Origin of the sequence: Deinococcus sp. (genome assembly GCF_030523985.1) — a bacterium.
Classification (GTDB): Bacteria; Deinococcota; Deinococci; order Deinococcales; family Deinococcaceae; genus Deinococcus.
Genome location: NZ_JAUNHK010000080.1, coordinates 1 through 12,595 on the forward strand (window position 1 = coordinate 1; position 12,595 = coordinate 12,595).

Below are 12,595 nucleotides of genomic sequence, written 5' to 3' on the forward strand. Positions count from 1 at the left end.
ACACCATCGGCAACCCGCCCAGCACCGCCGCCGCTTCGGGCGTAAAGCGCGGCAGCTCGGGCAGAGGCTGACCGTCCGCGCCGAGGATGCGCCCGGTCATCTGGTGGGGCGTGGCGTGGTCGATCCTGACTGGGTAGATGCCCGCGCCCGTCGCGCCCACCGCTTTGGGGACGATGGTGGGGTGGTTGCCGCGCGTGTGGCCTTCCAGAAAGCCTTCGCTGTAGGCGTCGCCGCGAATCAGGACTTCTTGCACCGTGCCGACCTTCTCGGCGTTTTTGCGGGCCGACCATTCCTTTTGCTTGGCGATCAATCTCTCTAGGCGCTCGGTCTTGACTTCGCGCGGCAAGTCCTGAAAGTGCTTGTAACTGGGGGTGCCTGGGCGCGGCGAGTAGATGAACATGTACGCCGAGTCGAAGCCCACCTCGTCGTACAGGCTCATGGTTTCCTGGAAATCTTCCTCGGTTTCGCTGGGAAAGCCCACGATGATGTCGGTGGCGAGCACCACGTTCGGAATGTGCTTCTTGATCTGAGCGATGTGCGTGAGGTACTTCTCGCGGTTGTACTCGCGGGCCATGCGCCGCAGCACGCGGTCCGAGCCGCTTTGCACGGGCAGGTGCACGAATTCGCAGATGGCGGGCGTTTCGCCAATCGCCGCCGCCACGTCCTCGGTGAAGTTCATGGGGTGGCTGGTGGTGAACTTGACGCGCTCCACGCCGCTGCGCCCCACCATCCGCAGCAGTTCGGCAAAGCTGGGGTAGCCCGCCAGTTTCGCGCCCCCGTCTACGCCGTATGCGTTCACGTTCTGGCCCAGCAGCGTCACTTCGCGCACGCCCGCCGCGAGTTGCATGTCCAGTTCACGCATGATGTCGTCGGGCGAGCGGCTGACCTGCGGCCCGCGCGTGGTCGGCACGATGCAGTAGGTGCAGTGGTGGTCGCACCCGCGCATGATGGTGAGGTGCGCCTGCAGCTTGCCCGTGGGCGGCGGGGGAATGTGTTCGTGCAGTTCGTCCTTGAATTGCAGGCCCCAGAACCGCTCGTTGCTTTCCAGCGCCGCGCCGATGTCGAGCAGGCTGCCGGGGCCGAGCAGCACGTCTACTTCAAACTTGCGGGCCATCTGCTGGCCTTCTTCGAGTTGCGCGAGGCAGCCCATCATGCCGACCACCAGGGGGCGCTGCTTTTTGACCTTGCGCAGTTCGCCCAGCACGCTGCGTACCTTGTCCACGGGCTTGCCGCGCACCGCGCAGGTGTTGATCAGGACGAAGTCGGCCTCGTCTACGCCTTCCACCATATCCGCGCCCAGACTGACCAGTTGCGACTGCACCAGATGGGTGTCGTACTCGTTCATCTGGCAGCCGTAAGTAATGACGTGTGCCTTCATTGGTTCTCCTCTGGCTGTGCCGGTGTTCATCCGGGGCCATCTGTTCGGAGACGAATGATAGACGATGCCTGCCCATAAGGACAGCGGCGAGGCTGCTCCTCTCCGCCATTGACTCCCGGCAGACTTGAGAGCATCATACCGTCTTATGCGTAAGACACTTTTAAGGTTGGAATATTTCCAGTGACCGACCCGAGCCTATCGCCAGCCAGCCGGGAAGCCGCTGCCGAACTGGGGCGCACCCTCAAGCAGTTTCACCGCCACATCAGTTCCGAAGTCACGCACGAGATGCAGGCCGAACTGACCGAACTCGACCTGTCGTTTTCGCAGATGGCGGCGCTGCACCAGTTGCGCGGCGCGGGGGCCATGACCGTCACGCAACTGGCCGAACGCATTCGCCTGAGCCTGCCCGCATCCAGTCACTTGGTCGAGCGACTGGTGCAGCGCGGCTTGGTTCACCGCACCGAGAACCCCGACAACCGCCGCGAAAAACTGGTCGAACTCAGCGCGGCGGGGGTGGGCGTGCTGGAGGGCATGGATTCGGCGTTCAGCAAGGCGTACATCAACGTCTTTGCCGTGCTGCCCGCCGCCGACCTGATGACCGCCACCGGACACCTGCGCCACCTGCTCGACCAGCTTGAAGTCCGCCTTTCTCCCCCTCAACCCAGCGAGGACACCCCATGACCCAAGCACCCGCCCCCGCCCCGACAGACGCACCAGCCGGGCGTATCGACTACGCCAAGACCCTCGACCACCGCACCAAGATGATGATTCTGTTCGGCGTGCTGCTCGGGCTGTTTCTGAGTGCCCTCGACCAGACCATCGTGGGCACCGCCATGCCGCGCATCGTCAGCGAGTTGCAGGGCCTGAACCTCTATTCGTGGGTCACGACGGCCTACCTGCTCGCCAACACCTCACTCGTGCCGATTTACGGCAAGCTGTCGGACCTGTACGGGCGCAAGCCGATTCTGATGTTCGGTATCGTCATTTTCCTCATCGGCTCGGCGCTGTGCGGCATGGCAGGTGAACCTTTCCTGGGCAACCTGTTCGGCGGCGGCATGATGCAACTGGTCGTCTTCCGGGCCGTGCAGGGCTTGGGCGGCGCGGCGCTCGGCTCGGTCGCGTTTGCAATTATTGCCGACCTGTTCGAACCCGCCGACCGTCCCCGTTACCAGGGCCTATTCGGGGCCGTGTTCGGGCTGTCGAGCGTCATCGGGCCGCTGCTGGGCGGCTGGCTGACCGACCACGTGTCGTGGCGCTGGGTGTTTTACGTGAACCTGCCGCTGGGCATCCTGGCGCTGGTGTTCCTGTGGTTCAAGATGCCCCGGCTGCAAAGTGGTCTCAAGGCCAGCGTGGACTGGCTGGGCGCGGGGCTGATTCTGGTGTTCGCCGTGCCGCTGCTGCTGGCGCTGACCTGGGGCGCAGACGGCAACTACGCCTGGACAAGTCCGACTATCCTGGGCCTGTTTGCCCTGAGTGCCGCCGCCCTGGTGGGCTTTCTGGCTGCCGAGAGCCGTCACCCCAGCCCGATTATTCCGCTGCAACTCTTCAAAAACCCGACTTTCGCCTGGGGGTCGCTGGCCCGCTTCATGTTCGGGGCGGCCTTCATGGGCGCGATTCTGTTTCTGAGCCTGTATCTGGTGCAGGTGCAGGGCGTGAGCGCCACCAAAGCCGGAACCGCCACCCTGCCGCTGACCTTCGGCCTGATCGTGGGGGCCATTTCGAGCGGGCAGATTGCCAGCCGCATGGGCAAATACAAGCCGCTGATGCTGATTGGCCTGTCGGTGATGATGCTGGGCTTCTGGTGGCTGAGCGGCCTGAACGCCGACACCAGTTACGGCAGCGTGATTGGCCGCATGGTGCTGCTGGGCCTGGGCATCGGCCCCGCCATGCCGCTCTACACCACCGCGCTGCAACTGTCGGTCAAGCCCTGGGAAATCGGCGTGGCGACCAGTTCGGGCCAGTTTTTCCAGCAACTCGGCAGCACCATCGGCGTCGCCATCTTCGGGGCCGTGCTGACCGCCGGACTGACCGACAACCTCGCCAAAGCCTTCAGCGCGCAGGCCGCCGCCCACACTGGAACGGTGGCGAGTACCCTCAGGACGATTGGGGAAAAGGTTGGCGAAAGTGACGGCGAGGAGAGCGGCCCGGTAGACCGCAACGCCGCGCCCAAATCGAGCGAACAGATTCAGGCCGAATTCAAGACCCTGCGCGTCAACGTGTCCCGCGCCATGAAGACGGGCAGCCCCGAGGCCATCGCCGCCATTCAAAACGACCCCAACCTGCCCGCCGAAGCCAAGAAGCAGTTTGCCGACCTGCCTGAAGGCGGTATCGCGACGGGCGTGAAGCGCGGCTTCGAGCAGACCTATAGCGTCATCGCCACCGCCGTGAACAGCGGAGACGTGGCCCAGGTGAGGGCGGTTGCCGCCAATCCGCAGCTTCCCCAGCCCCTCCGCGACAGCCTGAACCGCATTCCCGCGCCCGCACTGCAAAGCCCCGCTGCCCGCGCCCAGATTCTGAGCGGCATCCAGCAGGGCCTGGACGCCAGCGCCGAGCAGGTGGCCCTCCAGACGCAGAAGCAGGCCATCAACCGCGCCCACCAGGGCCTGCGCGACGGCGAACAGATTGCCCTCGCCAGCGCCCGCGCCGCCAAGGTCGCCTTCGCCGATTCGGTGGCGCACATCTACCGCTACTGCGTCGCTGTCGCCTTCCTCGCCCTGCTTGCCACGCTGATGATGCCCAACCTGACCATGCCTAAGCGTGGTGAGGGGGAGAAAGTGGCCCCGGCGCATGTGGAGATGTGAGGAGAGACTGCTAAGGGTTTGAGGGTCCAAGGTCAAAAACGACTTTGACCGCGTCACAGAAGGCGAAACCCTGATAGAGCCGACCCAAGAACATAAAAGAAAACGCTGGCCTTCCACACAGGGGCCAGCGTTTTCCGTTTGGCGGCTCCTCAGCGCAGCACCCGCGCCAGCCGTGGAGCCAGCGCCCCGTCGAACCGCGCCAGCACCGGGCCGACGATGGCAGTGAGCAGCACGTATACCGCCGCCAGCGGCCCCAGCATGGGCGCGAGGCCCAGGCCCAGCCCCGCAATCAGGATGCTGAATTCGCCACGCGGAATCAGGGTGGTGCCTGCACGGAAGCGGCCCCGGCTCTGCACTCCGGCGCGGGCGGCCCCGTACCAGCCGACCAGGAATTTGGTAACAGCGGTGACCAGGGCCAGCAACGCGGCAGGCAGCAGCACGTCCGGCACGCTGGCAAGGTCGAGTTGCAGACCAAAAAACAGGAAAAAGACCGCCGCGAACAGGTCGCGCAGCGGCTCCATCTGACGCCGCGCCCGGTGCGCCACCTCGCCCGAAAGCGCGATGCCCACCAGAAACGCGCCGATGGCGGCACTCACCTTGAGCATGTCCGCCGCGCCCGCTACCACCAGCACCAGTCCCAGCACGCCCAGCAGCAGGGTTTCGTCGCTGGGCACGTTGAGCAGGCGGCTCAGGACATGCCCGTAGCGCATCGCCAGGAAAAAGGCGACCCCGAACGCCGTGAGCGCCAGCGCGAGGTTCACACCCACCGCCAGCAGCGTGCCGCCGAGGAGCAGCGCCGCCACGACGGGCAGGTATACCGCCATCACCACGTCTTCCAGCACGCACACGGCCAGAATGGTGGGCGTTTCGCGGTTCCCCAGGCGGCCCAGGTCGGACAGGATTTTGGAGGCGATGCCGCTGGAAGTCAGGTAGGTGATGCCGCCCAGCAGCACCCAGGTCAGCGGCGGCAGCCCCAGCAGCGCCCCCGCCAGGACTCCCGGCGTGAAGTTGAGCGCGAGGTCGAGCAGCCCGATGCGGCGGTTGGCCCGCAGGTTGGTTCTCAGTTCGTCACTGGTGTACTCCAGACCCAGGATGAACAGCAGCAAAATGGCCCCGATTTCGGCCCCGGTGTGGATGAATTTCTCGGCGGTGTCGTTGAGGTGCATGACCGTGCTCAGGCCGATGCCCGCCATCAGGTAGAGCGGAATGGGCGTGATGCCGAGGCGTCCGGCGGCGCGGCCCACCAGCGCCAGCGCCAGGATGACGCTCCCGATTTCCAGAAAAAGGCGGCCTAGCACGGTGCAGCTCCGGAGAGGCGAAGGGGATGCGGCAGCCCCCGCTTCAACCTTCGGCTCCGCTGCTCAGCAGCCGGGCGGCGCGGCGCACCCCGTCGGGCGTGCCGACGACGACCACCGTATCGCCCGCGTTCAGCACGAATTCCGGCCCCGGCGCGGGAATGGCCTGCCCGCCGCGCACGACCGCCACCACGCTCGTGCCCGTGCGCGTCCGCATCTGCGAGTGTCCCAGCGCCCGGCCCGCGAAGGGGCTTACCCCTTCCAGCGGCAGCCAGTCCATCGCCAGCCCCTCGATGTCCTGCATGGCCTGTCCCACCCGGCGGCTGACGGTACTGCCGCCGAGCAGGTCGGCCACCACTTCGGCCTCGCCCTCGTCGAGCGTGATGCTCTGGGCGCAGGCGTCGGGGTCGTCGCGCAGCGAGACGAAAATCTCGCGCCGCCCGTCGCGGTGGGTAATCACGCCCACGCGCTTGCCGAAGCGCCCGTCGAAGTCGTAGCGCATGCCCACGCCGGGCAAAGAGGTTTCTTCGAGCTTCACCATGCGGTCAGCATAGTCCAAACGCCTGGGCAGAACACAAATTTCCGCGCCAGGACATGTTTGCCAGCTTTCCACTGCCAAGGTCTATCGCCTCTGCCCGAACTGCACGGCCTACACTTTCCCCATGACACTCCCTTTGCCCGACCCGGTTCTGGATTTGGACGCCTGCTCTCTGGCAGCCGCGACCCGGCGAGGCGATCTGACGCCCTCGGAAATCACGCGCACCTACCTCACCCGGCTGCGGGCGCTCAATCCTCAGTTGCGGGCCGTCATCACCGAGAATCCCCACGCGCAGGCCACCGCCGACACGCTCGACGACGTGCCCCCGGAAAAACGCGGGCCGCTGCATGGCGTGCCGCTGCTGATCAAGGACAACATAGACGTGGCGGGCCTGCCCACGACGGCTGGCAGCGTGCTGCTGAAAGACCATGTGCCGGACACGGACGCCCCGCTGGTGGCCCGACTGCGGGCGGCGGGCGCGGTGATTCTGGGCAAGGCCAACCTGACCGAGTGGGCCAACTTCATGACGCTGGGAATGCCCAACGGTTACTCGTCGCTGGGCGGGCAGACGGTCAACCCCTGGGGGCCGGAACACGACACGGGCGGCAGTTCGTCGGGCAGCGGCGTGGCGGTGGCGGCCCGGCTGTGCGCGGCAGCCATCGGCACCGAAACGAGCGGCTCGGTCGTCAGCCCGGCGCACCAGAACGGAGTCGTTGGCGTCAAGCCCACGTTGGGGCTGGTGCCGCGCACGGGCATCATTCCCATCAGCCACAGCCAGGACACCGCCGGGCCGCTGACCCGCAGCGTGAGGGACGCCGCGCTGCTGCTGTCGGTGATGGCCGGGCCGGACATGAACGACGAAGCCAGCCGCCGCCTGCCCGTCCCCAGCCTCGTTCTGACCGACGGTGCGCTGGACGGTGCAGACATCGCCATCATTGAGGACGAAGAAGGGCTGACCCCTGCCGAAGCCGAGGCGCTGGCCCGCGCCGAGAGCGTGCTGGAGGCAGCCGGAGCGACCCTGCACCGCACCGACTTTCCGACCCGCGCCGAACTGAACGCGGCGGGCTGGCGGCTGGACGTGCTGGTCTACGAATTCAAGCCGGACTTGAACGCTTACCTCGCCGGGGTGCGGCAGGGGCCGAAGTCGCTGGCGGAAGTCATCGCGCAAAACGACGCCGACCCCGTCGCCCGGCTGCGCTACGGTCAGCATCTGCTGCTGGCGGCGCAGGCCACGCGGGGCGACCTGTCCGAAGGCGCTTATGCCTTGGCCCGCGAGCGTGACCTGCGCCTGAGCCTCACGGACGGCCTCGGGCAATTGTTCGCACGCGGCCACGACGCGGTGCTGTTTCCCGCCATCCGGGGCTACGACCTCGCGGCGGCGGCAGGTTATCCCAGTGTGGCGCTGCCCGTTCCAGCCGAAGGAGGCGACAAACCGAGCGGCGTGCTGCTGGTCGGCCCGGCAGGAAGTGACGGACGGCTGCTGTCGCTGGCGGCGCACCTCAACCGTGAGCTCGGCGGGGTGACGTTCGCGCCCGACCCTCCGGTCACGCCGTCCTGAAACGGCCCTTACCCTTTACCCCCTCCCCTCCACCCTCTACCCTGTGCCCATGTCTGAAAACACGCGCCCCGAACAGGCCAAGAAACTGGCCGACATCGACTGGAACAACCTCGGTTTTTCGTACATCAAGACTGACCTGCGCTACCTGGCGCACTGGCAGGGCGGCGAATGGGACGGCGGCACGCTGACCGAAGACAACATGATTCACCTTGCGGAAGGCTCCACCGCCCTCCACTACGGTCAGCAGTGCTTCGAGGGCCTGAAGGCGTACCGCTGCGCCGACGGCAGCATCAACCTCTTCCGCCCCGACCAGAACGCGGCCCGGATGCGGATGAGCTGCCGCCGCCTCCTGATGCCCGAAATCAGCGACGAGATGTTCATCGACGCCTGCAAACAGGTCGTGCAGGCCAACGAACACTTTTTGCCCCCCTACGGCACGGGCGGCAGCCTGTACCTGCGCCCCTTCGTGATTGGTGTGGGCGACAACATCGGCGTGCGGACGGCTCCCGAATTCATCTTCAGCGTGTTCTGCGTGCCCGTCGGCCCCTACTTCAAGGGTGGGCTGACCCCGACCAACTTCATCACCTCGGGCTACGACCGCGCCGCGCCCAACGGCACCGGGGCCGCCAAAGTGGGGGGCAACTACGCCGCCAGCCTGCTCCCCGGCTATGAGGCCAAAAAGCGCGACTTTGCCGACGTGGTCTACCTCGACCCCGCCACCCACACCAAAATCGAGGAAGCGGGGGCCGCCAACTTCTTTGCCATCACCAAAGACGGCAAAAAGTTCGTGACGCCCAAGTCGCCCTCCATCCTGCCCAGCATCACCAAGTACAGCCTGCTGTGGCTGGCGGAGCACCGCCTGGGCCTGCAAGTGGAAGAAGGCGACATCCGCATTGACGAACTGGACCACTTCAGCGAAGCAGGTGCGTGCGGCACGGCGGCAGTGATTACGCCCATCGGCGGCATTCAGCACGGCGACGACTTCCACGTCTTCTATTCCGAATCCGAGCCGGGGCCAGTGACCCGTCAGCTTTACGACGAACTGGTGGGCATTCAGTACGGCGACCGGGAAGCGCCGGAGGGGTGGATTGTGAAGGTAGAAAGCGCTGGGGGCTGATGGCTGATAGCAGATGGCTAAAAGCAGAAGGCTGAGGCAAATGCTTCGGCCTTTTTTGCTATTTGCCATCCGCTATCCGCCATCAGCTATCCTCCCCCCCATGACCACAACCAAAACGCTGCCCCGGCGGGCCGACGTGCCCCGCGAACAGACCTGGGACATCGAAGCCCTCTACGCCACCCCCGCCGACTGGGAAGCCGAGGCCGAGGCACTGACGGGCGACATTGCCGGACTGAGCACCTACGCCGGAACGCTGGGCGAGTCGCCGGAAAAGCTGCTCGCCTACCTGAAGGCCGCCGACGACTTGGAGCTGCGGCTCTCGCGCTTCATGTCCTACGCCAGCATGAGTGCCAGCGTGGACGGGCGCGACGCGACGGCGGCAGCGTGGCGTGACCGGGCGAGTGGCGTCGCGGCGCAGTACGGCAGCGCCAACGCTTTTGCGCGGCCCGAACTGCTGGCGCTGGACGAAGCCACCCTGCGCGAGTGGTTGACCCGCCCCGACTTCGCCGATTTCCGCATCAAGTTGGAGCGCATCCTCCGCAACAAGCCCCACGTCCGCAGCGCCGAGGTGGAGGAACTGCTCGGCGCGGTGCAGGCTCCGTTTGCCAGTGAACGCGGCATTCACCCCGCACTGGCGAATATGGACATGGACTTCGGTACGGCAGGCGGGCAAAAGATCACCCAGGGCAACGTGGACCGCCTGACCTCCGACCCAGACCGCGAGATTCGGCGCGAAGCGTGGGAACACTACGCCGACGCGCACCTTGCCGCCAAGCACGCGCAGGCCGCCATGTACGCCACCAACGTGCGCCAGAACGTCTTTCTGGCCCGCGCCCGCCGCTACCCCGACGCGATTACGGCTTCCCTGGCCCCCGACAACATCCCCACCGAGGTCGTCACCACGCTGCTAGACACCTACCGCGCCCACACCCCCATCTGGCACCGTTACTGGCGGGTGCGCCGCGACTGGCTGGGCCTCAGTGAACTGCGCGAATACGACGTGAAAGCCTCGCTGGTGGCGCCGCGCCACGTCAGCTACGCCGAGGCCGTGGACTGGATTGCCGAGGGCATGGCCCCGCTGGGCGAGGACTACGTGAAGGACATGCGCTTTGGCCTGCTGGAAGACCGCTGGGTGGACTACGCCGAGAACGACGGCAAGCGTCAGGGCGCGTACTCCAACGGCGGCGGGCGCGTCAAACCCTACATCTTCATGACGTGGAATGGCACGGTGGGCAGCTACTCCACGCTGGCCCACGAAATCGGACATTCCATGCACTCGCTGCTGGCCCAGCGCGAACACGCCGCCTCGGTGCCGCGCTACACGCTGTTTCACGCCGAGGTCGCTTCCAACTTCAATCAGGCGATGAGCCGCAAAAACCTGCTCGCGGGGGCGCGGGCGGCGGGCGACACCGAATTTGAAGTTCAGATCATTGAAGAAGCCCTGAGTAACTTTCACCGCTACTTCTTCATCATGCCGACGCTGGCGGCCTTCGAACTGGAATGCTACCGCCGCATCGAAGCGGGCGGCACCCTCAGCGCCCCCGACCTCATTGCGCTCACCGCCGACCTGCTGAGCGAGGGCTACGGCGACGGCGTGACGATGGACAGAGAGCGCAGCGGCATTCTGTGGGCGCAGTTTTCCACCCACCTGTACGCCAACTTCTACGCCTACCAGTACGCCACGGGCATCAGCGCGGCGCATCAGTTGCTGGAACAATTTGAGGCCGACCCCGAGAGCGCCCGCGAAAATTACCTGCGCTTCCTCAAGTCGGGCGGCAGCCTCGACCCGATTGACGCGCTGAAGGCGGCGGGCGTGGACATGCTGTCGCCAGAGCCTGTGCAGGCCACTTTCCGCACGCTGGAAGGGTACATAGCGCGGCTCGAAGAGTTGCTGGCGCAGCGGCGCTGAGCGAGCGCTCGTGGCCGTGCAGACATGGCCCTGACGCCATCTGCTAGAATCCCTGTTTGGGTATCCCGCCCATTTTCCGAATACTGGAACTGCGGCGGGATTTTTTATGGCAAAAACAGGGGCGTGGCTGGCCTCCCCCTCAAGGAGCACTATGGAATACAGAAACATCGCCATCATCGCGCACGTCGACCACGGCAAGACCACGCTGGTGGACGGCCTTCTCAAGCAGACCCTCGAACTCAAGCACGGCGAGGAAATCGCTGAGCGGGCGATGGACTCCAACGACCTGGAGCGCGAGCGCGGCATCACTATTCTGGCGAAGAACACCGCCGTGGAGTACAACGGCATCAAAATCAACATCGTGGACACCCCCGGCCACGCCGACTTCGGTGGCGAGGTCGAGCGCGTGCTGGGCATGGTGGACGGCGCTCTGGTGCTGGTGGACGCCGCCGAAGGCCCCATGCCCCAGACCCGCTTCGTGCTGAAAAAGGCCATCGAACTGGGCCTCAAGCCCATCGTGGTCGTCAACAAGATTGACCGTCAGGACGCCCGCCCCGAAGAAGTCGTCAACTTGACCTTCGACCTGATGGCCGAACTCGGCGCCAGCGACGACCAGCTCGACTTCCCGGTGCTGTACGCGATTGCCCGTGAAGGCAAGGCGTTCAAAGACCTCGACCAGCCCCGCGAGGACTTCAAGGAACTGTTCGACATGGTGCTGGAGCACATTCCCGCGCCTCACGTCGACCTCGAAGCCCCCTTCCAGATGCTCGTGACCAACCTCGACTACTCCGAGTACCTGGGCCGCATCGTGCTGGGCCGCGTGAACCGGGGCAAGGTCAAGAAGGGCGAATTCGTGCAGCTGATGCACAAAGACGGCACCATGACCAAGACCCGCGTCGTACAGCCCTTTACCCACTTGGGCCTCAAGCGCATCGAGGTGGACGAAGTGGGCGCGGGCGACATCGTGGCGCTGGCGGGCATCGAGGACGCGCAGATTGGTGAAACCATCGCCGACCTCGCTGAACCCGAAGCCCTGCCCATCATCACCGTGGACGAACCCACCGTCTCCATGACCTTCCAGCCCAACACCAGCCCCTTTGCGGGCAAGGAAGGCAAGTACGTCACCAGCCGTCACCTGAATGACCGCCTGAAAAAGGAAGTCATGACCAACGTGTCGCTGAAGGTCGAAGAAGTGCGCCCCGACGAATTCGTGGTGTCCGGACGCGGCGAACTGCACCTGTCCATCCTGCTCGAAACCATGCGCCGCGAAGGATACGAAGTGCAGGTCGGCAGCCCCCGCGTGATTATCCGCGAGATCGACGGCGAGAAGCACGAACCCATCGAGCACCTCGTCATCGACGTGCCCGAGCAGCACGCCAGCACCGTCATCGGCGTTTTGGGCGCCCGCAAGGGCCAGATGGTCAACATGGAACCCCAGGGCAGCCGCGTGCGCGTGGAATTCAAGATTCCCGCCCGCGCCCTGTTCGGCTTCCGCACCCAGTTCCTGAGCATGACCCAGGGCGAAGGCATCATGAGCCACATCTTCGACGGCTACGCGCCCTGGGCCGGGGAACTCAAGACCCGCCAGAACGGCTCGCTGGTCAGCATGGAAGACGGCACCTCGTTCGCCTACTCCATCTGGAAACTGCAAGACCGTGGCAGCTTCTTCATCGACGCGGGCCAGGAAGTATACGTGGGCATGATCGTGGGTGAAAACGCCCGCGAGCAGGACATGAACGTCAACGTCTGCAAGAACAAGAAGCTGACCAACGTGCGTTCCAGTGGTGCCGACGAAGCCCTCACCCTGATTCCTCCCAAGCGCCTGAGCCTGGAAGACGCGCTCGAATACATCGCTGAAGACGAACTGGTCGAACTGACCCCGCAGAGCATCCGCCTGCGCAAAAAGATTCTGAACCCCAGCATGCGTAAGTAAGCGCAAAAAGAAGCAAGGGCCGAGAGCATATGCCTCGGCCCTTGCTTCTTTTACGGCTCAAACGCC

9 protein-coding genes are annotated in these 12,595 nt (G+C 65.2%); 6 read left to right on the forward strand and 3 right to left on the reverse strand.

Features of this window, described 5'->3' with window-relative positions; genetic code table 11:
* The coding region (gene miaB / locus Q4C89_RS11165; RefSeq protein WP_303102689.1) for a tRNA (N6-isopentenyl adenosine(37)-C2)-methylthiotransferase MiaB at window positions 1-1,378 on the reverse strand (1,378 nt) is incomplete at its 3' end.
* A gap of 180 nt (window positions 1,379-1,558) precedes the next feature.
* Between miaB and Q4C89_RS11170 the strand changes: the two genes are divergently transcribed.
* Entirely contained in the window at window positions 1,559-2,059 is a 501-nt protein-coding gene (locus Q4C89_RS11170) for a MarR family winged helix-turn-helix transcriptional regulator (RefSeq protein ID WP_303102690.1), read from the forward strand.
* Window positions 2,056-4,179 (forward strand): MDR family MFS transporter, encoded by a 2,124-nt coding sequence (locus Q4C89_RS11175; protein WP_303102691.1) that lies wholly within the window; start codon window positions 2,056-2,058, stop codon window positions 4,177-4,179. Before Q4C89_RS11170 ends, Q4C89_RS11175 begins: the two co-directional genes overlap by 4 nt.
* A gap of 149 nt (window positions 4,180-4,328) precedes the next feature.
* Here Q4C89_RS11175 and Q4C89_RS11180 read toward each other — a convergent pair whose 3' ends face one another.
* Window positions 4,329-5,477, reverse strand: a complete 1,149-nt coding sequence (locus Q4C89_RS11180; RefSeq protein WP_303102692.1) for a cation:proton antiporter — start codon at window positions 5,475-5,477, stop codon at window positions 4,329-4,331.
* A gap of 43 nt (window positions 5,478-5,520) precedes the next feature.
* A complete protein-coding gene (locus tag Q4C89_RS11185) occupies window positions 5,521-6,015 on the reverse strand; it encodes a cation:proton antiporter regulatory subunit (protein WP_303102693.1) in 495 nt (164 codons plus the stop codon).
* 121 nt (window positions 6,016-6,136) lie between these two features.
* Here Q4C89_RS11185 and Q4C89_RS11190 point away from each other — a divergent pair, with 121 nt between their 5' ends.
* From Q4C89_RS11190 to typA, 4 genes are all read left to right on the forward strand, one after another.
* On the forward strand, window positions 6,137-7,570 hold the full coding sequence (locus Q4C89_RS11190) for an amidase family protein (RefSeq protein WP_303102694.1): 1,434 nt from the start codon (window positions 6,137-6,139) through the stop codon (window positions 7,568-7,570).
* Between the two features lie 49 nt (window positions 7,571-7,619).
* The gene (gene ilvE / locus Q4C89_RS11195; protein ID WP_303102695.1) at window positions 7,620-8,687 is read left to right on the forward strand and encodes a branched-chain-amino-acid transaminase; all 1,068 of its coding nucleotides are present in this window, start codon (window positions 7,620-7,622) and stop codon (window positions 8,685-8,687) included.
* 100 nt (window positions 8,688-8,787) lie between these two features.
* Window positions 8,788-10,596 (forward strand): oligoendopeptidase F, encoded by a 1,809-nt coding sequence (gene pepF / locus Q4C89_RS11200; protein ID WP_303102696.1) that lies wholly within the window; start codon window positions 8,788-8,790, stop codon window positions 10,594-10,596.
* A 151-nt stretch (window positions 10,597-10,747) separates the two neighbouring features.
* A complete protein-coding gene (gene typA, locus Q4C89_RS11205) occupies window positions 10,748-12,529 on the forward strand; it encodes a translational GTPase TypA (protein WP_303102697.1) in 1,782 nt (593 codons plus the stop codon).
* The last annotated feature ends 66 nt before the right edge of the window (window positions 12,530-12,595 follow it).

Excerpts from the sequence above, each read along its gene's own strand:
- Q4C89_RS11175 (WP_303102691.1), top strand. The coding sequence starts at position 2,056 with ATGACCCAAGCACCCGCCCCCGCCCCGACAGACGCACCAGCCGGGCGT.
- Q4C89_RS11185 (WP_303102693.1), bottom strand. The coding sequence starts at position 6,015 with ATGGTGAAGCTCGAAGAAACCTCTTTGCCCGGCGTGGGCATGCGCTAC.
- Q4C89_RS11190 (WP_303102694.1), top strand. The coding sequence starts at position 6,137 with ATGACACTCCCTTTGCCCGACCCGGTTCTGGATTTGGACGCCTGCTCT.
- ilvE (WP_303102695.1), top strand. The coding sequence starts at position 7,620 with ATGTCTGAAAACACGCGCCCCGAACAGGCCAAGAAACTGGCCGACATC.
- pepF (WP_303102696.1), top strand. The coding sequence starts at position 8,788 with ATGACCACAACCAAAACGCTGCCCCGGCGGGCCGACGTGCCCCGCGAA.
- typA (WP_303102697.1), top strand. The coding sequence starts at position 10,748 with ATGGAATACAGAAACATCGCCATCATCGCGCACGTCGACCACGGCAAG.